A 26,948-nucleotide genomic window follows, 5' to 3' on the forward strand; every position below is an offset into this window, starting at 1 on the left:
TTTTTTATGCAAGTATATAAAACTTAATCTGCTTTCATGGGCGGTGCTTCGATCTCTATCTTAGCATTGTAATTATAAACATCAACACGGTTGTTTATAGTTACCGGTGACATCAGACCTTGTATATTCATCATGAATTCGATATGGCTTTCTATTGATATGATACGGTAACCTTTTTTTTCAATAAGGTATCTTATGTAATATTCGTTCAGGCGTTCATCTCCTTTAAGCTGAAGGCCGGCCTTTTCAGCCTCTGCTATCAACGCATTATTGTCCGGAAAAGCGGTGAGGATGAAATATGCATCAGTTTTTTCCATGCTCAGGTTTGTGGAATTTGCCAGAAGAAGGTTAGTGGTTGTTAATTGGTCATAACTACTCCACATCTTCTGGTTCAGTTTCTTTGTTTCCCATGAAGTATCACCGTTTTTTAAATAAGCAGTTCCATTAACAACTATAAAATCAATTGAATCTGCCATGGATCTTAATCTGACGGCCATATTTTCATTAGAATAATCTACAGAACCATTTCCTCTGATAAGAGAGAAAGACTCTTCCATCATTGAGATGTTACTTTGGATATCGAACTGGTAGGAACTGACATCCCCGGAAGCTTCCAGTGTCCTGCCAGCAAGCGTGTAAGCACTTTTCACTTCTCTGTGCTCAGCATAATAGACTGCAAAAAAAATCAAAATGCAGGCAATGCCAAGAGAAACAAGTATTTTTGTATCTATTCTTTTTCTTTCCGGTAATGACACCCGGATCACTCCCTGCTTTATTCATTTTTCATGCAATTTTTGCAGGATCATCCTCTTCTCCTGGAAAGTACCAGGTAGGATAATACAACTATAATACCTGCAAGTATCAGCCATATCATAGCAGGCAATGATGTTTTCTTATCCGAAGCAGTTTCCTGCGGGGCAGGGTGCACTATCTCATGATCACCTGAAGGTTCTTCAGGAGTATCAAAAGCTTTTATCTCATCTTCCTGAACTGCCCCGAAAGGCACAAGGGGATCAGGATCAAGTGAATCGATCATGCCGTCTCCATCCGTGTCAGGGTTGAAGGGGTCAGTTCCTATCCTGTACTCCATAACATTGGGTAGTCCGTCCAGGTCGGAGTCAAGAGGGCCACCAGTATCTGGCATAACATACTTTCCTGCAAGAGAGAAAGAGGATAGATGTGATACTCTTGCCCATACATAGCCTGCGTAAGACTCACCGTACATCTCAACATCTCCAGTATGAATCCCTGTATAGGGGAGCTTTATCCATCTGCGTGTGTCCTCATTGAAATAATAGATGCACAGTGTGTTCTCATCGATGTCGTAAGGATCGGAGACATCACCATCACCGTTGCGGTCCAGTTCGCTGAAACGGTAGTAGATGGTCACCAGGGTACTGTTCATTATACTGCCGTTGGCATTCTCTATATTCTCACTTACCGTTATGTCCAGATACTTTCCAATTGCATACTCTTCTGATGCGAGTCCGGTGCCCGAGGACAGCGGGATTGATGAAGAGTCAGATATCCTTAGTTCTATCCACGGTGTTATGTTGGCATCAAGAACCATGCCTGCTGACGAATCTGTCCTTTTTATTGAGTCCGCAGACTCCACAACAAAAATATTCCCCGGTGCCATATATTCCACATGCATTGAATTGGCGGAGGCCGTGACCTGTTTGCTCCTGAAAGCATCCAGTATCCTGCAATAGTCATACATATAGGGTTTAGAGAGCATAACAACAGTCTGTGTTGCATTCCATACTCCATGCCTGACAGTCATTCTGTCATGATCGGACGTGAGCATATTTGGCAGGACATTCCCATTGTTGCTGAGCACATTGTAGGTAATGTTACCTGCAGTACCATTCACTGCTACAGGTCTGCCAAGCAGCAGGATGTATGGCTCATCTGTATGATCAAGCATAAGCTCATCTGCTGAATAGACCGTTATGTTGGTATATGTACTCAAGGTCTCCAGCAGATTCTCATTTTCCTCACTCATATCATATACCACAGCGATGTTCCTTACATTCTGTATAAAAGAATCCATGTCAAGTGAATCATTGAGATTATCGCCGTCCGTATCCTCATTCAACGGATTTGTGCCGAGGTTTATTTCCTGTAGATCGGTCAATCCGTCATTGTCCGTGTCTGCTGAAAGTGGGTTTGTAAGCAGCTCCAGTTCCACCGGGTCCTTAAGGCCATCAAGGTCTGTGTCCTCTGACAGAGGATCTGTTCCCGTGCCATGCACCTCATGCCCGTCATCCAGTCCATCGCCATCAGTATCAGGGTCAAGCGGGTCTGTACCGTAGACCCATTCAAGGTAGTCGAACAGGCCGTCATCATCGGAATCGGGTTTGAGCAGATCGGATCCGAATCCATATTCTTCAAGATCGGTCAGACCGTCGTTGTCTGTGTCCGCCTTCAGGGGGTTTGAGGATAGAAGGTACTCATCCAGATCATCCAGTCCATCACCATCTGTATCCATTATCAACGGGCTGCTTCCCCAGAATATCTCCGTGCCATCGTCCAGCCCATCGCCATCGGTATCATAACTTCTGGGGTCGGTGCCAAGAATGTACTCCACATAATCACTCAGGCCATCGGTATCTGAATCATGATTACGGGGATCAGACAATGCGATGTAACACTCTGTATGGTCATCCAGCCCGTCAAAATCACTGTCCTTGAATCGCGGATCGCTGGTCACATGGATAGTGTACGTACCTGTTGAATTGGTAATTTGTACAGGCCAGCCTATCTGTTCATTCACATCTATGAGACTGTCCCTGTCCCTGTCCTCTCCGGAATTCACCCAGCCCTGTTCCTTTGCAGGATAATCGTGGGTATCGATTATCCCTATGACATCCCTATCTTCTTCAGGAGGTGCAGGCAGGGATAGGTTCCAGGTCTGATAGAAGCGCAACTTAAAGACATCTGTGCTGTTTGAGGCATTGAACCACAAAGTGGCAGACCCGGATGTCTCAGTGCCAATGGAAGGTGTGCCATTGTATATTTCCTCATGCACCGTGGAATTGTCCAGGCTCACAAGCAGCCAGCATCTTGCAGGCTCACTGGTGTTATTTGAAGCAGGATCTGCTTTTCCTGTCAGAGTGTAATCAATAACTGCCGTGATATTCGTTCCCTTATCCGCCTTTATGCTGCTACCCATGCCGTTCAGGTCAACATTGCTTATGTATGCTTTTGATATGAAGTTAGGATCATCAGGGTCCGGGATGCCGTTGCCGTTCGTATCCTTTGAATGGGGGTTCAGTCCTTTGAGGAATTCACTGAAGTCACTCAGGCCGTCATCGTCAGTATCCTGCTTCAGGGGGCTTGACCATACATGACGGGTAAATGTCTGGTCATATAACTCGAATTCGATATCCCAGCCACGATGCTCTTCAAAGTCGCTGAGTCCGTCTCCATCGGTATCCATGTTGAGCGGATCATATCCATAGCGCAGTTCAAGCCCGTCCTCAAGCCCGTCTCCATCGGTGTCTTTGTTGACAGGTGAGGTGCCATATTCGATCTCATATCCATCGGAGAGGCCATCATTGTCAGTATCCCATCTGATCTGGGAGCTTCCAATGCCCAGTTCATCCGGATTGAGAACGCCATCCCCATCAATATCATTGGATGAAATTGCCGTCCACAGTACGAAGCTTTCGAGATCATTAGGCATAACATCGAAATAGAGAGTAGACGGGTCTGAATCAGATGTTCCTGTGTTGCTCTTCTCGCTGCAATGCCAACCAAAGAGCCACCAGCATTTATCGTAATAAACCTTGAAGTCCGAACTCAGCCAGAACTTGAACGGGAAGTTGACGGCGGCTTCAGGCTCTATCCACAGGTTAGCTTTATATTCTGTTTCTTTCCTCAGGTAACTATTCAGATAGGTGGTTGCGCCCTCTTCAGTAGAACTGTTGCCTGCAAGCGTGTACTCGGAGCTGTACTTGTATTGCGGACTGATATAGCTATTTTGGAGATTTGTAAATGAACCTCGTGATGTCCTTGTAATGATCCCTTCAAACCGGCTCTCCAGCTCGATGCGATCACCTTCGGTAAGACCGTTATCAGTATGATCTATCACCTTCACAGAAGTACTCAGTATCTTCAGGTCTGCTTCGGTTTTGACCCTTACATCCGTGAAAAGTCCGATAAACCATTCAAAGAGCATCTGTGACCATCCTTTGCCAAATATCCAGCCGAATATCAGATCTGAAAGAGCAACTATTGCTGCGATGGCCCACCCGACCACAGGTATCGAAGCTATGGCCATCAGGACGATTGCATATAGGACCATAAGTGTGGCATATAAGGTCCCAACAAATATACCATATCCTGACCACCCCTCACTAGCTGCTATTGACCAGAATGCATAGAAGGCTATGGCACCAACGACGACCCATGCGATGGCTCCAAGAACGCTGGCGGTCCTGTTAACGGCTCCCATGAACCCACTGCTTATCTTTGAGATCGATTCGGTCATTGCTTTCATGAGTCTCCAGCTTGTCTGGCCCCCTGTCAGCGCAAGCGGTTCAAGCCTGACGAAAGTGAGGTAAGAGTAGAGTGCAACTCCTCCTATTATTAGACTACAAACAAGCTCAATTGCTGCTATTCCATAACTGTCTATTGCATCAAGGACTTCATTTCCTTCCGGAAAACTGAAATCCGTTTCAACGGTACCTATTTTAGTGACAGTGGATTCCCCTGTTTCCCAGGCGATCATCAGGTTCATGAGCGTTGCAACTGTTTCCCTGTCAAGGTTCTCGGAATTTCCCCATTGACGGACCTCCTCCAGCATATCTTCAGTTGCGATGATCACATTTGTACCTGTTTCGTACCAGCTCATCTTCATGCCCTTTGTGGTTATCAGGGGCTGTTCTTTGAGCTTTATATCAAAATTGTTCCCTGTTATATACGACTCCAAAGCCAGGTCGTCCATTGCCATGTGCCGGAAATCATCTTCAAACACAGCAATTACAGGCAGGATCATGTCGGCAGGTAAGGACGAAAGTATAGCAGGCGTTATTTCACCTGTGATCACTGCCAGGGCTTCATCCTGATGGCTGGAAGAACCTGTTTCATAATTTATTGTGATATTATATTCATCCCGTAATTCATCAGGCATCCTGTCCAGGGGGTTCTGATCCCTAAGGAATGCATAAGAGAGGACAAGACCTGCTTCAAAGACGTGCTCTTTGTCCTCGCTGAAAAAAATACCGAAATCAGAACCATAGTTCTCTTCAACATTAAAACCGGTGAGCATGAATCTGTCATTATAAGTTGCCAGGGTCGTTGTTACGGATTCATATTCATGGGTCATCAGAGTGAATGACTCCCAATCTTTCCTTTCATCCTTATTGGCAACAATTCCTTTTCCCCCTCCATCCTCTGCGGATAAATACTGGCTGCTATTGGCTTTCAATGCGATCCTGTCATTTTCAAGGTCAAGTAGCTCAAATATTTCCCACTCACCGATCTCCGTACTGTTTGCTATCAGTTCTTTCCCGCCGCCATTTGCAGCATAAACATATTTGTCATCAGGGGTTTTCAATGCTACTTTATTGTTATTGAGATATACGATATCAAAGATCTCATTATTTGTAACGGAGGTACTTTTTGCAACAAGTTCTGAGGTTGCGCCGTCCACCGAAACATACTGGCCCTTGTGTGTTTTCAAAGATACCTTCTTTGGTCTGTCTGTCTGTCCTCTGACCATCCACGTAAGTTGTGCCTGTGTGACCGTTTCAGCTGCTGAATCCTGTGGATAGAACATACGTCCATTCAGAGCAACAGTATTTCCAAAGTCTTTCACAGCTGAAAGAGGGACATATGCCTTACTCAAAGTGGTAATGATACCGTAATCTTCAAGAGCATCACGGTCAGACAGGATCCCGCCGACAAGTTCAAGCTCCCAGAGCTGTCTGTCTGTTTCCTGGCATGGGTTCTGGTATATGCTCACATTGGACGTGGAGTTTGTCTCCAGACACTTTCCACTGTGCTTGGGAGCTATTTTGTAGAGTCCGTTGCTATCCATTTCCAGTTTCCATAGCTGATGGTCATGTGCGGTGTAATTGCCCACAGTGACATTTGCCATATCATCCTGACTGGCATTGAATATCTCAAGGCATTTGCCACTGTCAGCTGAGATTATACTGTAATAGCTCTCCTCCACCTGCTCCAGCCTCCATAGCTGATAGTCCTCGCCGGTGTAGATCCCCATGGTAACGTTTGCCATATCATCCTGGCTGGCATTAAGGAGCTCCAGGCATTCTCCGCTGTCAAATGAAACGATCTTGCAATCCACAGGTACTGTGAGTTCAAGCATTGGCGTTATAGTAACATCATTTTTAGAACTGTTAAGGTCTTTCATCGTTCCCAGGGCATCATCGGGCCAGTCCCAGCTCTGGGAAAGCATTTTAAGGTGTTCCGGATCTTCAGGACGTATCTGGAAGTTCAGGTAAGTGGGATTCCCGTTAGTTGTAAGGTTGAATTCAAAACTCTCACTTGATATGGATCTTGAAAAAGGTGAGAGGTCAAGGGCATCGATCACGCCGTCGTTGTCATTATCAAGGTCCCAGGCATTTTCAAATCCGTCACCGTCTATGTCTGCATAAGGAGAGCCGTGAACCTCATAATAATCCGGAAGCCCGTCATAGTTTGAGTCGGGATTAAGGGGATCAAGGCCATTTTCTATCTCAAAGAGGTCGTCCAGCCTGTCAAAATCAGAATCAGTGTTATTGATGTCGGTTCCCAGTACCATTTCGATAGAATCAGGGATACCGTCACCGTCATTATCAGGTCCGTATTTTTCCAGGTTCATGTCGATATCGGAAAAATCGGTTGCAAGGGTCACAGGCTCTGAAGATACTCCTTCACCGTCGCTTTCAACAGGTATGGCAGCCATCAAAGCATCAAGATCAATGCCTGTGTCGCGCTGGTTGGCAAAAGTGATGGATTGGGCAATGGCGTTCAGCGCGGAAACTTCAACAGGAGATATGGATGCCGGTTCGTTGGTCGAATTGTAAAATGCGTCATTACTGGAGGCAGCTAATGCCGGATAGATACCTGCCCCTATCAATTGAAGAATTGTAAATAGTGCAAATAACTGAAGGATCAATTTGCAATAAACACAGTACTTACTGATAATTCTGGTAGCTTTAATGGTAAGTTCAACTCCCGTTGAAACTTTGATTTCCATACTCATATGTATTTTTGAGTTATATTTACTTTTCTAATAAGTTCTAATTGTTTATCAGTTAATATATAATAATTAATTCGTATATATGTCTATTTTGAGTATCGTTGGAAGATATTTATTGCACACTAGGAGTTGTCAGGCGATCTGAAGTTCACTTGTGAAACACAGATTGTTTACAAAGAGTTTGATCTCAATTGTGTTCCACACAGTTCATAATATGCACTTTTGGAGGCTTGATACCTCTTTTATAGAACTCGTTCCATGTTCTTCGGGTATATCCGATCTGAAAACGAACTCGTCCCTGAGGTCGTTCACATATGCCCTCGCTTTCAGGCCTTTGTAGAAGGGGTAATCGTTCAAAAGAATAGTCACCGGTCTGGAGGGTGATATGTACACGAACCTTGAGGTGACAACAGCTTCTCTTAGTATCTTCATTGCCAGGTCCACGTCAGAGTCGTTCTCTATAATTCTGTAAATATCAGATTATTTGGAGCTGATACCAGATCATCATCGGGAGTAACAAGACGGGTAGACCTAAGTCCTATGTCCTTTACCTCTCCGTAATACTTCCCCATCTCTATCCTGTCTCCAACCTGATATGTTTTTTCCATTACGATAATAACGCCTGCTGCAATATCCTCAAAAAGGTTCCTCAGGCCAAAACCGATAGCAGCACCAATAAGGCCGCTTAGCAGCACCAACTGGTTCAGGGAAAGCGCAAATACAGATGCCAATATATAATAAATAGCGAATGAATAAATGAGGACTTTAGAAATAGGGATTATTGTCTTGAGGTGTAGTCTGTACCTCCATGACGTTTCCGATAACTTCGTCAGCAAAAAAGCTATAAGCTTTGCCAGAACGACCGCAAGGATCGCTATCGCAAAAGATACAACCACGGTATGTGTATCGATCTGTTCGAAAGCCGTGATAAATGTATCGATCTCAGATTCGACCATTACCACACCAGCCTGATGTTCTCTAGGTATTTGATGACAACATGTAGTTTCTCAGGTTTCACACTATAGTGATCAGCATGCTTGGCTATCAGATTCTGGTGGAACATCTCAAATAGTATTTTATTTATCTTTAAGCTATATATGTTGATCCTGCTGTGGATAGACTTCTCTGCTACAGGTCTTTTAACGATAGTGAATATTTTATCTTCCCTTACTTCAGTATCATTGACAAACTGTATTTCACCTTGTTCATATTCTGAAAGTAAGAACTTTTTCAGGTCTTCCTGATCCATTTGTGGGATAATTAGCTGCACCGGAAAATACTTTCCTATGTCCATCACCCTATCAAGATAATTCCAGGAATGAATATTCCATGTTGTTATGTAGAGTCTGTCATCAGAGGAAATCACCATTTTAAGAAATTCTTCCAGAACATCGAACCCTCCGATTTTCCTCATATAAAGGTAATGGCAATTATCAAATACCATTATCTTATTTGTTTCTTCAAGTAATGGGAGTTCTTCTCTGTTGCTGATTATAGATGAAAAAGTGATCTTTGTCACTTCATGAGGATGTATCTTGACAATCTCATCCAAAAGTTTGGATTTGCCTGCAAAGGGCAACGCCATTATGGCTATATTGACCCTCTGGCCTGATCCAAAGTCAGATATGGCTTTTTGAACGGCTTCAATTGCTTCATCCAGCCCGAACACCAACTTTTGCACAGAGCCATTTTTCTTTGATAAATCACTAATAATCTATCCCGCTATTAGAACTGTAATGATGATCATCTTGTCCATGAGCAAAAAGTACACTGCACATACCACACAACCTACAAAAGAGAAGGTCGTATGATTATAAACAATTCATGATTGCATTTGTTACTAATGCTCTCGTACATATCCCTAACTGCGTTTCTCTGGTGACAGGGGCTGTTTATGTCAATATTGCCCCATGCGTTATATGAAACTTTTATGAATTATCCGGGACAAGTGGATCGATCACACAAATGCAGAAACATTATTGTAATTAACCAGGAACCAAAGACCAAAAACAGCCATAAATACGCCACAGAAATAGAGTACTATCTCATGTGTGCGTCGTGAGAATAGTTTTTTTCCACGGGAAGATGATGATGAGACAGCTATAAGGAACCCGAGGTCTGCTGTCCAGTGACCCAGGATAAATGCTATTACTGCAAAGATACCTGCCAGATACTCCTGCAGGATAATGGCACTTCCTGCGGTCAGCCACCATACGATAAGGGAAGGGTTCAATGCGGATGTAAGGATCCCTGCGGATACAGGGCCCGATGATAGTTCCTTTTTACCGGATGATGCGGAAAGATCCATATTTGAAATCTTTTTTGCACTACTTATCAGCACAATTGCGAAAAGTATCATTATCAAGCCGCCTATTATAGATATATATGATATTGTCTTCTCTCCAAGAAAAGATGCAGCACCTGCCAGGATGAGCAGAAAAATTACAGATTCCACCAATGCATGTCCTACGAATACCGCTGGTCCTGTTCTCCATCCGCATTTCATGGATATGCCAATTGTTGCGAACATCATGGGACCCGGGATGAGGGCTGCAGATATGCCTATTGTAAATCCCAGAACAAGGGCTTGTATCAATTCTATAATGGCTACCACCTGTTAGGAAGGAAGGTGTTCAAATATATAATGCCGATTATATATTTAACTGATTTGGAAGGCAAAGTTACCACAAAACCTAAGTAATGTCCCCTCCTCCAGTGAACAAAAATGAGTGAGAACTTGTTTTTGTATTAAACCGAGTTGATATTTTGCCAATAAAAGACGGAGATACCATAAAGATAGACTATGCCGGTACACTTGATGACGGTACGGTTTTCGATACTTCTGCAAACCATGATGAACCTCTTGAATTTACAGTGGGCGCAGGCCAGGTCATACCAGGTTTTGAAGAAGCTGTAAGGGGTATGGAGATAGGGGAAGAAAAGACTTTCAGGATAGAAGCTGCTGAAGCCTATGGTGAACAGGACCCTGCTCTTGCTCAGACAGTTCCAAAGTCCCTCCTTCAGTGTGACACGGAGATCATGGTAGGAACGATGCTGATGGTAGGAACTGCCGATGGCGACCAGATGCCTGCCAGAATATCTGAAGTGACCGATGAGACCATTACACTTGACATGAATCATCCGCTTGCAGGCCAGGCACTGACTTTCAGCATAAAAGTTGTCAATGCATAAAATACCAGATTGAGCTCTTGAGGGCTTGACCTTCTTTTTTTGATCCGGTTTATTTTAGTTTCCTGGTGACTTCCAAGGAATATAATAATATCATGTTTCCATCTTATTGATTGCCTTTTCTCTCATTTTCTGTAAATTTGCATCATCCGGATTTTCCGTTAAAACCTCATCGAATGCCTTAACAGCTTCCCTGTACTCTCCAAGTTGGTAAAGTGACATACCTTTGCACTTCCAGACTTTGCCTGTACCATACCCCATGTTTATCAATGTGTCAAAACATGACAATGCCACATGTGTTTGATTCAGGTGAAGACCTGTCATTCCTTTCTTCATAAGGGCAATGGTGTTAGAAGGTTGTAATTGCAAGGCTGCCTCATAACACCCATATGCAAGCTCCAGGTCTTTATGTTCTCTTATAGCCTTATTGCCTTCCTCTATCCATTCGGATGTACTTTTCCTGTTCCGCTGCCTGAGTTTCTTTCTTGCCCTGTCCAGTGCGGCAGAATGGTCAAATTTCTGGTCTTTGCATTCTGTAACAGCAGGCGAAATACCCGTCTGACACCCTGTTTTATCAGCTTTTACAGGTGACTTTTTCTTTATAGGGATATAGGCTGCTTTTCCAAGCATCTTCCTGAGCATCATTATAGCTGCATCCTTATCGAGAGGATTATTATTGTTCCCGCATTTAGGGGACTGGATGCATGACGGACAACCCTCCATACAAGGACAGCTTTCAATAGACTTCAATGTAACTTCAAGCATCTCTACGATCTTGCCATAGCCACTTTCCGCGTATCCGACACCACCGGGGTGGCCATCATACACGAATATCCCGCTGTTTCCAGAGAGGTCAGTATGTTCTGGTGTGGAAACACCACCGACATCGTTCCTGTCAGCCAGCAGGTGCAAAGGGTACATCGCAATTATGGCATGCTCAATAGCATGAATACCACCGGCAAAATCACGTTCATACTCGTTTACCATTTCAGTGAAGATATAAGGCAGTTCCAGCCACAGGGCTTCGGTCTCCAGTCTGAACTCTGGCATCACAAGAGAACATTGGCCAAGTTCGGTATCTGTTCGCTGCTGGAATTTCTTGTAACCTGTGACATGCTGGGTGACATCTACGTCCCCAAACCCCACCTTCACATCAGGGTATGTTGGGAGGAATTTTGTTTCAACAACTTCTCTGATGACAATGTCCGATGATACCAGAGACCTTGTGTAATAACCATCTTCTGCCTTCTCAACATGGATCTCCTTTTTTTCATGGTCCAGTTTTGTAACGCAGTAAGGGGTACCTTTGTTGATGTACACTGAACCTTCAAAGGCTTCCCGGTAGGCTCGGAGTCTCTCAATATCCTTCTCAAGATGTTTCCTGCTTGTTTTATCAATTATCGTGTAGCTGTCACTGTCAATGTTACGGATGGAAATCTTCATATGCGGGGCAGGATCTGTTGATCTCTTCTCATCAGTTCCTTCCAGTAAACCTTCTTCTTCAAGCACTTTAACGATGGTCTCAAATTCAGGACCAAAATACTGGCTATCTTCTGTCTTCAATGGCAGTTCCTTTGCGGCGCAAAGCAAATGGCCTGCCTGTATGTAACGATTTGAAACATTGATCACAGCTTCCTCACAATTCCGCCTGAAGAAGTCTTTTGGATTTCTCATGTAGTATTGGTCAAGAGCATTGGGATCTGCTACAAGGGTAACTATACTCTCCCGGTTTCCACGACCTGCTCTTCCTGCCTGTTGCCTGGCACTCATGATAGTACCCGGGAATCCGTCCATTATACAGGCATCAAGTCCACCGATGTCAATTCCAAGTTCAAGAGCATTGGTGGATATCACACCTTCGATCACTCCCTGCGCAAGTTCCTTCTCAATAGTCTCACGCTCGTTGCCATGATACCCTCCCCTGTAAGGGCTTATCTTTTTATTGATTCCCCGGCTCTCAAGTGTGTTCATTGCCTGGACATACATTCTTTCAACCTTCTGCCTCGACCTGGCAAAAACAATTGTCTGAAGACCGCTTTGTACAAAGGTTGTGAAAAGGTCCACAGTCTCCCCGAAACTGGCTTTTCTCTGGGTGAAATTCCTGGAATTGGTATATAGTGGTGGATTCCAGAAAACAAACTTCTGTGCTCCCTGGCCAGAGCTGTCGTTGTCTATCAGGGTGACATCTTTGCCTGTGAGTGAAGAGCTGTGCTCCACCGGATTTCCAATCGTTGCAGTGCAGCAGATATACTGAGGGTTTGCATCATAGTGCTCACAAACACGGTTCATTCTCCTTAGAAGGTTTGCCATATGGCTACCCATAACTCCACTATACGAATGGCTTTCATCCAGAATTATAAAGTTGAGGTTTGAAAGGAAATGTTTCCAATGATGCTTCCATTGCAGGAAGCTTAAGTGCAGCATTTCGGGATTTGTGAAAACGATCTTGGTATTTCCATATTTGACTGCATCTTTTTCAGCCTTGCTCATTGAGCCGACGAATCTGTCGATGTTTACGCTCAGTCCCATTGTATGACTTAGTTTCCTGAAAGACTCAAGCTGGTCATTCACAAGGGCATTCAGGGGTGATATGTAAAGTGCTGTTGCATTTTGATCTTCCAGGAGTCGCTCAAAAACAGGCAGCATATAGCATAAGGATTTGCCACTGGCAGTGCTTGTGGAAAGGACAATGTTCTTCTTTTCACGCGCCTTTTCAACAGCTTCTGCCTGATGTGTGTAGAGTTGTTCAATTCCGTTCTCATTCAAAGCATATCTGATCAACGGGTTCAGTTCCACATTACTATACACTGCATCTTTTGCAGGTATCTCTTCGATATGTGTGATCTGTCCTTCATATCTTTTAGAAGAGCTTATTTTGTTGATCAGTCCGGAAATGTCCATTTAGGTTAACTCCACACTACCTATGAAGGCACTCATCGTTTAAAGATTATATTCCGGCTTTAGATCCTATCTTTGATCCTGGTTATAATTCAACGTATATGGTGTGATGTTAAGTTCTCCGGAAAAAAGCTTGTTATTTACTCAGAATATCCTTGCCGATCACAAGGTCTATTTTTTAACTTTATCGGACCCTGTTATAAATGTGTCTAATTAGAATTTTAGCTTAACAGTCTATTATTTTTCATTAATATATTTAACGACATTGAAGGAAATATATTAATAAAATAATATTAAATTTATCATTATCACTATATACTTTAATAGGTATCCTAACATATCAACAAAACACGACCGATTAACATGGAAGGCATTCAGGGATTGTTTGAAAAGATGGATCATGAGTACAGAAGACAGTTACTTCATGCTGCTTTCGGCCTTCTGATACTGTTGTTTCCTTTTATTGGATCTGAAGTATTACTTTTGCTTAGTTTTCTCATCATTATAGGACTTACCTTTCTTCCAGAAGATTCTCAGATCAACAAGTACCTTTACAAAAAAACACTTCCAGGTTCCCGGGAAATGCTCACTGGTAACATCAACGAAGGATTAAAAAGTGCAAAAAATCTGGCTATAGCAGTATTTATCCTGATGTTGATAGGTTCACTACTGGAATTCACTCCATATCAGTTACCACTATATGTGATCGCAGGTGCCATAGCTGTATCTACTTTTGGTACAAGTTCTGCGAATTTCATGCGCCACCGGAAGAAATTACAATCGCTTCGCCAAGGTTCTAAAAATAGTGCCGTCCATGATTATTATCTTCTGCCTTCAAGTATCGTACTTCTGGTCGTGGGAATAGTAACAGCATACATTGCCGGAATCTGGCTGATGTACTGGCAGGGAATAGATGTCAGCCTAAATATGATATTCTTCCTGGCTGTAATTGGGTCGATAACAGGTGCTCTTTTTGAATCGATCCCCTCACGCATAGACAACAATCTCTCAGTTCCCCTTGGTTCAGGGATGTCTATGTGGCTGTTCAGCTCTTTTGGATACTCAGTACCACCGCAACAAATGTTCTTTGCACTTGTCTTTTCAATAGTTCTGGGTTATCTGGCTTACAGGACAAAGATAGCTGATCTTTCAGCCCTTTTCAGTGCATCCCTGCTTGGTGTGCTTATCATCGTATTCAGTGAACTCTTCTGGTTTATACTCCTTCTCACCTTCTTTATTCTGGGAGGGGCTTTCACCAAGTACAAGTACAGGTATAAGGAATCCATAGGTCTTGCACAATCCAAAGGAGGGGTACGAAGCTACGAGAATGTATTCAGTAACAGTACTGCTGCACTAGTACTTGCAATATGTTATGGGATCTATCCCCAGCATGCCGAACTCATAATCTTTGCTTATCTTGGTACTGTGGCCACAGCAACTGGTGATACTCTTGCAAGCGAAATAGGCACAACTGCTCACTCGCAACCAATAATGATCACCACCCTGAAACCCACACATGCCGGAGTTGATGGTGCTGTTACAATACTAGGGGAGCTGGCAGCAATTCTTGGTTCAATGGCGATAGGTTTGCTTCCGGTCCTCTTTGGGAAAGTTGATAATGCATTCCTTGCATTAGCTGTCACAACTGCAGGTGGATTTTTGGGAACGAATGTAGATAGTCTTCTTGGTGCAACACTCCAGAAAAGGGGACTGCTTACAAACAGCGGTGTAAATTTTGTAGCTACCTTTGCAGGTGCTATTATTTCAGGTGTAATCTATTTACTGCTGGTATGATTATGAATGGATTATGACCTGACTTCCACATTTTTAAGCGCATAAATTCATATTTTCAAAATCCATTTTTGCTTCGTCAGCAATGCTTCATGGATAGATGTCATACATCATAGGTATGTCTTTTTACTTATCGGCTATCAGGGAGATATCCAATTGCGTAAGATCCGGATCATCTCTATTGTACTCGTATTCAATTCCATTGATCTTCTTGATGCGGAGTGTGGATTTTATGTGCTTATAAAGGATCCTTGATGAAAGTTCATGCATAAACAATTTTTAAGCACTTGACGGAGCTATTCAGGAAAAATGCTGGGATCATCTGCATGAAAAATAAAAAAAACATTGAGAGTGATATCATTCCCTGAAATGACCCGAAAGATAATTGAATGCATCTCCAAGTTCATCATATTTAAGATACGCATACGCATCCAGGGGTGTTGACATGTTATTGATTATCACAAGCTTTCCACCTGCTTTTAATGAATACAACGGAAGGCTGGCTGCCGGCTGGACCACAAGTGACGAGCCGATTACCACAAAAAGATCTGCTTCTGAACTTGCATCCACAGCTCTTGTGAATGCATCCTGGTCAAGTATTTCCCCGAAAAATGTGATATCGGGTTTGATAATACCATCACATTCACTACAATGCGGAACTGCATCTTTTTTCAAATATCCACATACTTCAGCATAGGAATAATTCCTGCCGCATGTGAGACACCTGTGATTCGCAGGTGACCCGTGGACTTCGATAACGTTTAAAGAACCTGCTTTCTGGTGGAGCAGATCGATATTCTGAGTAATTACAGCCTTAACATAGCCTTCTTTTTCCAGATAGGCCAGAGTGTTGTGAATGATATTAGGTTCTTTTGCATCAAGATCATAGATGAAATCCCTGGCATGCGTGTAAAAATAAGCAGGGTCCTTACGGAAATACCTGATATCGAACATCTTATTTGCATCATATTTTGCGTACAGGCCACTACTGCCTCTGAAATCCGGTATACCTGAAAAGGTCGAAATGCCAGCTCCACTAAGGAAAACACAGTTCTTCGAAGTTTCCAGAAGTTCAGCTAACCTATGCATGTTTATATTTTACACTTTCTGCTTATATATTGCTTTGTATTTTTCTAAAAAAAGCGTGCAGTAATTCAATTAAGAATAAAACTTATATTCCGCAGATGTCCTCGAATTTTGCCAATTATCTGGATTGCAATTATTTATCAATTAATAGTAACATAATTCAATTGAGAAGTAACATTTATTATCACTTCAAGTTGACATAAGTATGTGTAAATGTACGCTAAAGGAAAATATCCGTTTTTCTCTAGACATCTGCGGAAAGTCGGATAAAAAGATACCGGGCAGGATTTCAATAAAATATGAAAATTAAATAAATATATAATAACTAATTTATTAAGATTAAATTGGATCAGGTCTGCATAAAAATATTGAGGACATTATTTAAAAAAGTATATATATCAGAAGAGGAAACAAAGGTTGTAAAATAATTTTGATGTTGGAACTGCATTTGTATTTATGCATTTGATAATTGTGATAAAATGAAAAACGTAATTAAAGATAAAATATCGCTGATGCTCTTCTTCCTTCTAATATTTATATTGATAATGTTGTTCCATTTAGATGTACTTGAAGGAGAACATAAACTTGAATACCCTGTTTTCTTTGCGCTTTTGATTGGTTTTATGATAGCCCATAACATGAAGGTAACAAGACTAAAAAAAGATATTGAAATTGAGATACAAAAAAACAGAGAATCAAATGAAATGCTTGTGCTTAAGTACAACATTGAAAACACATTATCACAAATATCTTCATTGCTTGCCTTTTCAGATGATCTGGATGAAAAGATAGAAGAAGCTTTGTCATTACTTGGAAAATTGTGCAATGCAGACCGTGCCTATGTATTCAAATTTCAGGCAAACCAGGAACTTACTGACAACACACATGAATGGTGTGCTATCGGAGTAAAACCCCAGAAAGATGAACTTCAGGATCTTCCCGGATCAATGTATTCCTGGTGGATGACCAAACTCCGTATTGATGAAGCGATACACATTAAAGATCTGGCTGAACTTCCTCCTGAAGCAGAAGCAGAAAAAGCGATACTTGAAAAGCAGGACATTAAATCACTTATTGTTTTACCTTTTAAAATGGAAGGTGAACTTGCCGGTTTTATAGGCTTTGATAATGTAAAAGAAACGGGTGAATGGGGCAAAAATGATATTGAAACCCTTAAGACCTTTTCAAACATGCTTGGAATGGCCTTTCAGAAAAAAACAGTTTTAGAAGATCTGAATAGGGAAAGAGAACAACTGTTGTCTGTTTTTGATAGTATAGATGATCCGATATATGTATCGGATCCATATACCCATGAAATACTTTATGTCAATAATTTCCTGAATGAACTACTTGATGAGAATCCGCTTGGAAAACAATGCTACAAAGTACTTCAGGGATTTGACAGACCTTGTGACTTCTGTACAAATCATATAATACTTCAAAATAAAAAGAAGGCATATCAGTGGGAATATCACAATCCTGTTACGTGCAGGGATTATCTGATCTCTGACAGGATTATCAAATGGCTGGAAGGACGCGATGTGCGTCTGGAACTGACCCACGACATCACGGAAATAAGAAAAGCCGCAAGAGTTCTAAAGGAAAATGACGAGAACTTCAGGAAGATCATAGATAGTTCACCTCTGCCAATAGCCATAATGGATTCTAACGGAAACTTTGAATACACAAATATGAAGCTGACCGAAATGCTGGGATATACAATAAAAGACATACCTGATATCGGAAAGTGGTGGGAAACTGTATATCCTGACAATGAATGCCGGAATATGGCCCGTGATAATTGGGAAAGAGTTTCCATAAACAAAGAAACCGGCCTCATTGGTGAATGGACCGTAACCTGTAAAGATGGAAACAAAAGACAGGTTATGTCCTACTTTACAAAAACAAATAAAGGTATTGTTTTTATCCTCAATGACCTGACAGACCTGAAAAGAACAGAGGAGGCCCTGTTGCTTGATGAATCATGCCTTGAGACTTTGCATGAACTAAGCCAGATGAATATATTCTCAATTGCCGAGATCAAATCTTTCGCACTTGAGGAAGGGATCAAACTGACAAAAAGCAAGATGGGAATGATCGGATTTTTTGATGAGCAAAATCAGAACTTTTCTACAGATATTTATCCGGAAGACCTGTTGTTATTAAACAATATCAATAAAGAAATACTCATGTCCCTGCTTGAAAGTACGGGTTTCCTCCAAATGTTTGTGGCAGGGAAAAAACCAGTGATATTGAACAGATCCATGGACAGGCTCAGTTCACCGGAATTTGTATTCTGCAGAAAACTTTCACTTGAATCTTACCTTACTGTGCCAATACTTAATGAAAATGAAGTTGTGGGATTTGTCGCCGTTGCAAACAAGGAGAGTGAATACACAGTATCGGACCTCAGACAGCTTACTCTTATTGCACAAATGATGGGCAGGATGATATTACTAAAACGATCAGAAGATGAACTTAAAAAATATAATCAAAAACTCCTGGATATAAATACTGAACTTTCTAAGACAAATAAGGAAATGCACTCCCTTGATGAATTGAAGAACAGTTTTCTTTCAACTATAAGCCATGAACTGAAGACACCGCTTATTTCCATAATAGGATTCAGTGAGCTAGTTGGCGATGAAACCCTGGGATCCCTTAATAAGGAACAAAAACGGGCAATGAATGTTGTCACCAGTAATTCCGGGCAATTGAAGCGTTTAATAGAATCGTTACTGTTCATGAGTTGTCTGGAAGCAAAGAATTACAGTTATGACTATAGTAACCTGCCTGTCAAACCAATTATCGAAAATGCCCTGATGGTAATTTCCATGGAGAATGCGGATAAGAAACTTATCGTAGAAAACAAGCTGCCATCGGGATTGCATTATGTTATAGGTGATTCGAATTACCTTAGTGAATTATTCATCCACCTGATAGACAATGCATTCAAATTCACGCCTTCAGAAGGCAGAGTATCCATTCATGGATCGAATGAAGAAAAAAGCATCCACATTGTCATAGAAGACACAGGAATTGGGATCCCCGAAACCAAGATAATGAAAACCTTTGATCGTTTTTACCAGCTTGACGGGTCCCTGACCCGCAAATACGGAGGAGCAGGTATTGGACTGAACATATGTAAGAGAATAACTGAAGACCATGGCGGAAAGCTATGGATAGAAAGCATGGAAGGCGTGGGAACAAAAGTCCACATCACACTTCCCGCAATAAAAAAATGTGTTAGTCATTGATCCTTCAGGATCATCATGGGATTACCGATGCCTACAACTATTACCCGTGTCTCCAGAGGAGGATGGGACCAGTTGTCAGGTGAAATTGTCTTCTTAGATACGGTTATCTTTGTGTCTTCTTTTAGTATTCCGCAGCGCATTTCATATTCCAGCACAAGTTTGGTTCCAAGTTTGGTGGCGAATTCCACTGCATCGCCATACCGCTGGAAACGTTCCCTTCCAACAGGAGAGAACACCAGGAAATCCTCATCAGGATTCTCTATGGAAGCAGGCATTATTGATACTTCTATCCTTTTCACACCTTTCCCTGAAAGAGCACCCACTGCATTCCCGACATCTGCAAAATCAGGAACCACTACATCTGCCTCTATGAGGGACTTGAGTTCACTTTCATAAGCCTGTGCAGGACCACCGAGCAATACAACCGGCAGCTGGACCTTGAACTTTGCAGGATATTCATGATTCAACAGGTCCGCTATCATCTCATCCGGGTGATGGGGCAGGATATAAGACATAAGGTCCGCTGCCATGTTCTTTGCCACAAGTTCTCTCACATGACTACAGAAATCATATTTTCCAGTCCCCACATACCGTGAAAGATAGTGTGCACCGATCTCAGCAGCACCCACATCCCATTTTGTGTATATTCCAAGTACATGCAATGCGTCGGTAGGCGTAAATCCGATTCCTTGTATGAGCCGTTTTTTTACAAGTGAATCCAATACTTTTGTGGATGTATTCCTGTTCAATGCAGCTGACATTTCCACTACTGATACTGGTTCTGTCCCCATGAAAGAGAGCACTGCCGTTTCATTATCATCTATATCTGAAGCTTCATAGCCTGTCCTGACAAAGAATTTGGTTGGCTGGAAGTTCTCATCCATAAGATTCCTGGAAACTACCCTGCTTCGTTTGAGCTTGTTAATGAAACCCGGATAAATTTTTGATGCAACACATAGTGGAATCACTCTTCTTGGACCTATCTGCACATGTTCATCCATAACCCATACATGACTATCCCCGCCTGTTGCGGATGTTTCCATCTTCATGGCCCGGACCCTGGTTTTCCACCCCCCGACAACAGCACCGGATGTACTTATTTCGGGAACACCGTTGTACAGCATAGAGACATCGGTACTGGTCCCTCCGATATCTATTACTGCACATGTGTCCATCTTTGATAGATAAGAAGCACCAAGCAGACTTGCAGCCGGTCCGGAAAAAATGGTTTCTATCGGTCTTTCCAGAGCGTCTTCAATATTATACACAGAGCCGTCACATTTGAGCATCAGAAGACGGGCATTGATGCCCCGTGCCCTGATATCTTTGACCACAGAGGTCACGAACTGATATGTAATGGGAATGAGCTGTGCATTCAAAACAGCAGTCACTGCCCGCTCGTATGCACCAAGTTCCTGGGATAGTTCATGTCCGCATACTACCGGCATTCCGGTCATTTTAGTTATTAACTCTTTTACCTTAAGCTCATGCTCGGGATTGCGGACACCGAAATATGCAGAAACAGCATATGCAGAGACTTTTGCCTTTGTCCTGAGAATAAAAGCCTCAATAGACGGAAGATCCAGTTCACAGGCTTCATCACCTCTGGTATCATGCCCTCCTGAAACGCAAAGAGTATATTGTGACGGGAACTCTGTTTGTGCCGGCTGCTCACCTACAATAATGAGGCCAACGGCTGTTCCTGTACCTTCCAGAAGTGAATTTGTTGAAAGAGTGGTAGAAACAGATACCAGGTTGACATCCTTAAGAAGTTCCTGGTCCAGCGAGTCAAGGGCATTCTTTATCCCTTCCTGGAGATCAGGATATGTCGTAAAAGCTTTTTTTGAGTCTACAATAGCTCCGTCTGAGCCCCGTATGAGTACTGCATCTGTATATGTCCCACCTGCATCGATACCAAGACCAAAGTGCATTTACTATCACCTTTTTTAAAACAAATTAAACTGCATTTAATAGAATGCTTGCGAGATATTTAAGTATAATCGTTTCAATTTATTTTAAAATACCATTTGAGTTCTATTAAATCCGGGAGAGGAAAGAAAATGCGGGTAAAACAGATTGAGAAGGTTCTTCCATGTATAGCAGATCCATGGAAGCTGAGGATCATTGCACATCTTGATGAAACACCAGATATGCCTTTGATAGCAAAATACCTTGATGGTAAATATTCTGAGAATCTTGGCATGGTCGTGGTCAAAAGCGGCATCAAGGAAATGAACTTTTTCAGCAGCGGTCAGGTTACGATCAGGATGGTTGATTCTGAGCAGGAAGCAATTGATCTTGTAAATAAAATGCTGGCAATGGCCTATCATAAAGCGATGATAGCCGGGGATTTTTAGGAAAGTGCTCTTTCCGTCCAATATTCAGAATTCTAATTTCAAGGTATAAATTGGACATCATGCGGACCTCAACGCCCGGGTTTGCAAACTTTTCCTTATCTCATTTTTACAGTCCAATCTTAATGATAAATGAATACATTTTTAACTGAAAATACCGTAAGCCTTAGAACACGATTTTGATAAGAAAAACAAGAGGATAAGACCATGGCAGCGAAGAACCTATTGGGTAACAAGATACGTCAGATACGTGAAATGCAGAAAATGTCTGTGGAAGAGCTGGCAAGCAACAGCAATACAAACACTGAACTCATCGAGCAGCTTGAAAATGGAGCACTGGTTCCTTCGCTGACCCCCCTGATGCAGATTGCCAGAGCATTGGGAGTTCGTCTGGGCACTTTCCTTGACGATGGACCACACACCGGACCTTTAGTTGTCAAAGGCGGCAGTTCAAAGAACATAGTCAGATTTTCAGGTAACTGTGATACATGCGAGAAAAGCACGCTTGACTTTTTTTCACTTGCTGCTGACAAGGCTGACAGGCACATGGAACCTTTCATTATTGATGTTCATCCTCCCCGGTCAGGCGAGGCAAAGCAGTCATCTCATGAAGGAGAGGAATTCATATACGTGCTTGCCGGCCAGATAGAGATCCTTTATGGAAAAGAAAGCTACAAACTTGAAATAGGTGACAGTATCTACTACGATTCAATTGTTCCACACCATGTCCATGCAATTGGCAGTGAAGATGCAAAAATACTGGCAGTCGTGTACGCACCTTACTAACAAAGAAGATCGATATGTTTAAAGCAACTGTTACTCCAAGATTCGGTGATATTGACGGATTGAAACACGCCAATAATATTGCCATTGCCATATGGTTCGAACAGGCACGCAATCCTGTATTCAGGCTGTTCACCCCTGACCTTAACCTGAGCTATGAGACATGGAAACTTATCATGGCAAGGACAGAGTATGATTACGTAGGAGAGATGTTCTACGGAACGGATGTTGATATTATCACATATATATCGAGGATCGGTAACTCCTCATTCACAGTTACCCAGGAAGCCTGGCAAAACGGGAAAATTGGCGCAATCAGCAGGTCCACGATCGTCCACTACGATTTTATCAATAAGAAATCCGTTCCTATACCTGATGACATAAGGAAAGAATTGGGAGAGCATCTGCAGGAAGAGAGTGACAGTTGTAAATAATATCAGGGAGATATAATAATGCCTTTCACAGATGATACAATTGGTGTTTTTTTCGAGAAGCAGGCCATGAAAGATCCTGACAGGGAATTTCTGGTTTATCCTGACAGGGACCTTAGATTTACTTACAAAGAGTTCAATGAACGTGTCAATATGCTGGCCAAAGGCCTGCTTGAAATTGGAATCGTCAAAGGAGACCATGTAGGCATATGGGCAACAAACGTTCCTGACTGGCTGACATTCCTGTTCGCAACCGCAAAGATAGGTGTTGTTTTCGTTACTGTGAATACCGCATACAAGATACATGAAGTCGAGTATGTGATGAAGCAGGCCGATCTGAAAGCCATTGCCATTATCGATGGTTTCAGGGACGTGAACTACATTGAAACTATCTACGAACTGGTTCCTGAACTTAAGACACAAAGCCGTGGGAACCTCAAGAGCGAGAAATTCCCTTGCCTGAGAAATGTAATTTTCATCGGCCAGGAAAAACACAGGGGAATGTACAGTACTCGTGAACTGTTCCTTCTGGGACAGCACAGCAGCGACGAAAATATCTACAATATAATGAAAACTCTTGACAAGAATGATGTCATTAACATGCAGTACACTTCAGGAACAACGGGTTTCCCCAAAGGAGTAATGCTCACTCATTATAATGTCCTTAACAACGGGTATTATATTGGGGAAAGGCAGAAGTTCACCGAAAAGGACAGGCTTTGCCTGCCAGTTCCGCTCTTCCACTGCTTTGGCATTGTTCTCGGTGTACTTGCAGTTCTCACCCACGGTGGAACACTTGTGCTGCTTGAACTCTTCGATCCGCTTATGGCGCTGGCTGCAGTACAAAAGGAAAAATGCACAGCTCTCTACGGTGTGCCAACAATGTTCATTGCAGAGTTCAGTCATCCAATGTTTAAGATGTTTGATCTTTCTTCACTGAGAACAGGTATAATGGCAGGTTCACCCTGTCCAATTGAAGCCATGAAGCGTGTTATCAATGACATGAACTGCAAGGACATTACCATTGCTTACGGACTTACCGAAGCATCCCCTGTTTTTACCCAGACAAGCACAGATGACTCTATTGATAAACGTGTAAGTACAGTGGGGACATCCCTGCCTGAGATCGAAGTGAAGATAATTGATCCTGAAACAGGGGAAACTGTGGGACCAAACACACAGGGTGAGATCTGCTGCCGTGGTTACAATGTTATGAAGGGATACTACAAGATGCCTGAAATGACAGACATGGCTATTGACAAGGATGGATGGCTGCACAGCGGGGATCTCGCAACTGTTGATGAGGATGCTTACTACTGCATCACGGGGCGTATAAAGGACATGATCATCCGTGGTGGTGAGAACATCTATCCAAGGGAGATCGAAGAGTTCCTCTTTACCATCCCAGGGATCAAGAGCGCACAGGTAGTTGGTATACCCGATAAGAAATATGGTGAGATCGTCGGTGCTTTTGTTATCCTTAATGAAGGAAGCAATCTCACCGAGGAAGATATCAGGGACTACAGCCTGTCAAAAATAGCACGCTATAAAGTACCAAAGCATGTTTTCTTTGTGGATGATTACCCACTAACAGCAAGCGGAAAAGTACAGAAGTTCAAACTGAGGGACCTGGCAGTTGAGCTTCTGAAAAAGGATAATGAATAATATAAATTTAAGACTAAAATTAGATGATGTGATGAACACATCATCATCTTTTCTTTTGTGACCTCTGCCCGTATGAAACTGCCACTAATCCGGCAACTGCAAACAATGCAGAAAATCCTGGTATTCCTTTGCTTTCAGTTTCGGTGGTTTCAGGGACCATACTGTATTCTTCATAGTCCGTATAGACAACTATGGAAGTACCCATGAATGCAGTATCTTTGGAATAGTAATCCTGAAGTTCTTCCAGAAGGTTCTGGACATCGGCATCGGTCGTGAAATCTTCATTTACTGCTATGCCAATCAGCGCTTTTCCTTCTGATCCCCTGATCTCTCCCATCTTGGATGCTACAGAATCTATGATCTCATCCTTAGTTCCGGGGTTGCTGGTATCCAGGGCATATGTCTGGAGAATTATAAGGTCAGCACTCTCTGAAACTCCTGCCAGATCAGCCAGAAGATACGACGAAGGAATATCAACTGCAATTGCAAGTTCATTTCCTGCAATCTCTCGGCCATCCTCAAGAAGCAGAATGTTCTGGGCACAGGCTTCTTCCAGGTCCTCACTACATGGATCAAGTGCAATGTCAACACCATCAAAGGCTGAAAGGGACTTGCTGTTGTAGTCTACAACCTTCTCCAGTACATCCCTGACATACACAGAATTGTCTTCATCTGACTTGCTCTTCGGATCATTGAATATCATTGCATAGACCTGCATGTCATTGTCATGGGCAGTCTTTACGAATCTTTCCAGGCTCCAGATATTATCGTCATCTGTCAGCAACATAATAGTGTTCAGCCCGCTCTCTTTAAGCTCAACTATGCTGGCATCATCATAATCTGCGGTATCAAAAATACGAATTGCAGTCATAAGGCCACTTGCAGGAGTTATGTTTATCCTGACAGGCTCAACTGTAGTAATTGCCTCTTCTGATCCGGTTCTAGTACTTGCAATCATTACGGTCGGTTCTTCAGAAACGAATTTGCGCACATAGGCATAATCAAAAGCGCCATACCCGGTATTATCTGAAACATCCGAATAGGTGTTTGCGGAAAGGTAGATTTTCATGTCAGTAACAGGGATGTAGTTTTTCTCTTCTGTTGCTGCAAGGTCCATTTTACTGTCCCTTACCCCATTCTTGAACCAGGCTATTTTTCCAAATTCATCTTCCATATACCATGCAACACCCATGGTATACCAGTCACCCTCTGCTACATTGACATTTGTAAGGTCTGATGGAAAATAACGCGCACTGCTTTTGGCATTTTGAAGGATCCAGGTCACCTTATTTTCATTTTCAAGTTCAGTGGATGCTAACACCTGGTTTTTTGTTTCTTTTTGCGGGTCCACAAATCCCTGCATTATAACCGGACCGCGGCTGTCAGTACCTGTTGTAACTTTTTGTCTTTTGACCACGAATATGGAGTTTATCGGGAATTCATCCTTGGTTTTGATACTTGCAATATCTTCTGGATGGAATTTGGGAACAATAATGTTACAGATACCGTCTGATATTTTAATCTCACCGCCGCCTGTTGAAAACCTTTCCCAGTTGCCAAAAAGACCGGAACCACTGAAATCATCATAGAACTCGAAAGTTGATGAACCACTGCTTACATCTGTTGCTTTTGGGTTTCCATAATACATTGATATTTTTGCATTGCCATCAGCCGCTATATTTGGAACCTTTACCCAGATTGTTGCTTTCTCTTTTTTAGCACTCCACTCGTCTATCCAATATTGAAGCTGCTTATCACCAGAGGAAAAACGTATATCTTCACCCTGTGAAAGTGCAAGGGAAAAATCAAAATTAGAACTATTAAGAACTATAGGTATCTGATAATTAACTAAATTAGTACCCGAGTTCTCTCTGATAGTTATCTCTTCTGAATAGGCCCATTCCCCTCCACCAGAATATGTTAATGCAGTACATGTTTGTACAAATAAAGTACAGGCAAATAGTAACAACGTAATACGGACAATTTTTTTAAACACCAATCCTTACACCTTCTTCAAAGTACTATTGTTCATATGTAATATGTATTTCTTAGTAACTATTCAGCCTAGCTCCCTTCCACCAAGCTGATTTCTCTCTCTACGATCAATTCTGCAATATTGGAATAAGTGAACCCTCATAGAATATTGCATTAATCGAGTCTATAACAGACATGGAATTCTTGCTAACAGTAGAAACGTATCCTCTTATCCGGCAGAAATTTCTCGCACCTTGTTCACTACGGAAGGTACCGGATATCTTCTGTTGTACTTTCGTCATTCTGA

17 protein-coding genes are annotated in these 26,948 nt (G+C 42.4%); 7 read left to right on the plus strand and 10 right to left on the minus strand.

The window, feature by feature from the left end; genetic code table 11:
• Positions 1-23 precede the first annotated feature (23 nt).
• The 6 genes from BB781_RS04980 to BB781_RS05005 all read right to left on the minus strand — a co-directional run bounded on the left by BB781_RS04980 (position 24) and on the right by BB781_RS05005 (position 9,809).
• Positions 24-755: a hypothetical protein gene (locus BB781_RS04980; protein WP_094227400.1), complete on the minus strand. Its 732-nt coding sequence runs from the start codon at positions 753-755 to the stop codon at positions 24-26.
• Between the two features lie 47 nt (positions 756-802).
• Positions 803-7,210 (minus strand): RICIN domain-containing protein, encoded by a 6,408-nt coding sequence (locus BB781_RS04985; RefSeq protein ID WP_094227401.1) that lies wholly within the window; start codon positions 7,208-7,210, stop codon positions 803-805.
• 210 nt (positions 7,211-7,420) lie between these two features.
• Complete coding sequence (locus BB781_RS15620) at positions 7,421-7,657, minus strand: hypothetical protein (RefSeq protein WP_164997785.1); 237 nt, start codon at positions 7,655-7,657, stop codon at positions 7,421-7,423.
• Between the two features lie 14 nt (positions 7,658-7,671).
• Positions 7,672-8,169, minus strand: coding sequence for a mechanosensitive ion channel family protein (locus BB781_RS04995; protein WP_094227403.1), 498 nt, complete (start codon positions 8,167-8,169; stop codon positions 7,672-7,674).
• Positions 8,169-8,894, minus strand: a complete 726-nt coding sequence (locus BB781_RS05000) for a hypothetical protein (RefSeq protein WP_129582632.1) — start codon at positions 8,892-8,894, stop codon at positions 8,169-8,171. The genes BB781_RS04995 and BB781_RS05000 overlap by 1 nt, the downstream gene beginning before the upstream one ends.
• 276 nt (positions 8,895-9,170) lie before the next feature.
• Complete coding sequence (locus BB781_RS05005; RefSeq protein ID WP_340637510.1) at positions 9,171-9,809, minus strand: LysE family transporter; 639 nt, start codon at positions 9,807-9,809, stop codon at positions 9,171-9,173.
• A gap of 170 nt (positions 9,810-9,979) precedes the next feature.
• Here BB781_RS05005 and BB781_RS05010 point away from each other — a divergent pair, with 170 nt between their 5' ends.
• Positions 9,980-10,405 carry an FKBP-type peptidyl-prolyl cis-trans isomerase gene (locus BB781_RS05010; protein ID WP_207205242.1) on the plus strand — a complete coding sequence of 142 codons (426 nt, stop codon included), beginning with the start codon at positions 9,980-9,982 and terminating at the stop codon, positions 10,403-10,405.
• 90 nt (positions 10,406-10,495) lie between these two features.
• On the opposite strand, the gene BB781_RS05015 is transcribed toward BB781_RS05010, so the two are convergent.
• The gene (locus BB781_RS05015) at positions 10,496-13,303 is read right to left on the minus strand and encodes a DEAD/DEAH box helicase (protein ID WP_094227407.1); all 2,808 of its coding nucleotides are present in this window, start codon (positions 13,301-13,303) and stop codon (positions 10,496-10,498) included.
• A 360-nt stretch (positions 13,304-13,663) separates the two neighbouring features.
• On the opposite strand from BB781_RS05015, the gene BB781_RS05020 reads away from it, so the two are divergent.
• Positions 13,664-15,094 carry a TIGR00297 family protein gene (locus tag BB781_RS05020; RefSeq protein WP_094227408.1) on the plus strand — a complete coding sequence of 477 codons (1,431 nt, stop codon included), beginning with the start codon at positions 13,664-13,666 and terminating at the stop codon, positions 15,092-15,094.
• Between the two features lie 354 nt (positions 15,095-15,448).
• Here BB781_RS05020 and BB781_RS05025 read toward each other — a convergent pair whose 3' ends face one another.
• The gene (locus BB781_RS05025; protein WP_094227409.1) at positions 15,449-16,180 is read right to left on the minus strand and encodes an NAD-dependent protein deacylase; all 732 of its coding nucleotides are present in this window, start codon (positions 16,178-16,180) and stop codon (positions 15,449-15,451) included.
• 476 nt (positions 16,181-16,656) lie between these two features.
• Between BB781_RS05025 and BB781_RS05030 the strand changes: the two genes are divergently transcribed.
• Positions 16,657-19,434 carry an ATP-binding protein gene (locus BB781_RS05030; RefSeq protein WP_094227410.1) on the plus strand — a complete coding sequence of 926 codons (2,778 nt, stop codon included), beginning with the start codon at positions 16,657-16,659 and terminating at the stop codon, positions 19,432-19,434.
• Here BB781_RS05030 and BB781_RS05035 read toward each other — a convergent pair.
• Positions 19,428-21,365 carry a hydantoinase/oxoprolinase family protein gene (locus BB781_RS05035; protein ID WP_094227411.1) on the minus strand — a complete coding sequence of 646 codons (1,938 nt, stop codon included), beginning with the start codon at positions 21,363-21,365 and terminating at the stop codon, positions 19,428-19,430. The two genes, BB781_RS05030 and BB781_RS05035, sit on opposite strands and share 7 nt — an antisense overlap.
• A 129-nt stretch (positions 21,366-21,494) precedes the next feature.
• Here BB781_RS05035 and BB781_RS05040 point away from each other — a divergent pair, with 129 nt between their 5' ends.
• From BB781_RS05040 to BB781_RS05055, 4 genes are all read left to right on the plus strand, one after another.
• The gene (locus BB781_RS05040) at positions 21,495-21,791 is read left to right on the plus strand and encodes a hypothetical protein (RefSeq protein WP_094227412.1); all 297 of its coding nucleotides are present in this window, start codon (positions 21,495-21,497) and stop codon (positions 21,789-21,791) included.
• A gap of 204 nt (positions 21,792-21,995) precedes the next feature.
• Positions 21,996-22,574, plus strand: a complete 579-nt coding sequence (locus tag BB781_RS05045; protein WP_094227413.1) for a helix-turn-helix domain-containing protein — start codon at positions 21,996-21,998, stop codon at positions 22,572-22,574.
• 14 nt (positions 22,575-22,588) lie between these two features.
• Positions 22,589-23,005, plus strand: a complete 417-nt coding sequence (locus BB781_RS05050) for an acyl-CoA thioesterase (RefSeq protein ID WP_094227414.1) — start codon at positions 22,589-22,591, stop codon at positions 23,003-23,005.
• Between the two features lie 18 nt (positions 23,006-23,023).
• Positions 23,024-24,667 (plus strand): AMP-binding protein, encoded by a 1,644-nt coding sequence (locus tag BB781_RS05055; protein WP_094227415.1) that lies wholly within the window; start codon positions 23,024-23,026, stop codon positions 24,665-24,667.
• A 43-nt stretch (positions 24,668-24,710) separates the two neighbouring features.
• Here BB781_RS05055 and BB781_RS05060 read toward each other — a convergent pair whose 3' ends face one another.
• Positions 24,711-26,663, minus strand: coding sequence for a DUF2341 domain-containing protein (locus BB781_RS05060; protein ID WP_164997786.1), 1,953 nt, complete (start codon positions 26,661-26,663; stop codon positions 24,711-24,713).
• Positions 26,664-26,948 lie beyond the last annotated feature (285 nt).

Source organism: Methanolobus psychrotolerans (genome assembly GCF_002243045.1).
Taxonomy (GTDB): Archaea; Halobacteriota; Methanosarcinia; order Methanosarcinales; family Methanosarcinaceae; genus Methanolobus; species Methanolobus psychrotolerans.

Coding starts and splice junctions, on each gene's coding strand:
- BB781_RS05040 (WP_094227412.1), top strand. CDS start 21,495: ATGCGGGTAAAACAGATTGAGAAGGTTCTTCCATGTATAGCAGATCCA.
- BB781_RS05015 (WP_094227407.1), bottom strand. CDS start 13,303: ATGGACATTTCCGGACTGATCAACAAAATAAGCTCTTCTAAAAGATAT.
- BB781_RS05025 (WP_094227409.1), bottom strand. CDS start 16,180: ATGCATAGGTTAGCTGAACTTCTGGAAACTTCGAAGAACTGTGTTTTC.
- BB781_RS05020 (WP_094227408.1), top strand. CDS start 13,664: ATGGAAGGCATTCAGGGATTGTTTGAAAAGATGGATCATGAGTACAGA.
- BB781_RS04985 (WP_094227401.1), bottom strand. CDS start 7,210: ATGGAAATCAAAGTTTCAACGGGAGTTGAACTTACCATTAAAGCTACC.
- BB781_RS05030 (WP_094227410.1), top strand. CDS start 16,657: ATGAAAAACGTAATTAAAGATAAAATATCGCTGATGCTCTTCTTCCTT.
- BB781_RS04995 (WP_094227403.1), bottom strand. CDS start 8,169: ATGGTCGAATCTGAGATCGATACATTTATCACGGCTTTCGAACAGATC.
- BB781_RS05050 (WP_094227414.1), top strand. CDS start 22,589: ATGTTTAAAGCAACTGTTACTCCAAGATTCGGTGATATTGACGGATTG.
- BB781_RS05045 (WP_094227413.1), top strand. CDS start 21,996: ATGGCAGCGAAGAACCTATTGGGTAACAAGATACGTCAGATACGTGAA.
- BB781_RS05035 (WP_094227411.1), bottom strand. CDS start 21,365: ATGCACTTTGGTCTTGGTATCGATGCAGGTGGGACATATACAGATGCA.
- BB781_RS05055 (WP_094227415.1), top strand. CDS start 23,024: ATGCCTTTCACAGATGATACAATTGGTGTTTTTTTCGAGAAGCAGGCC.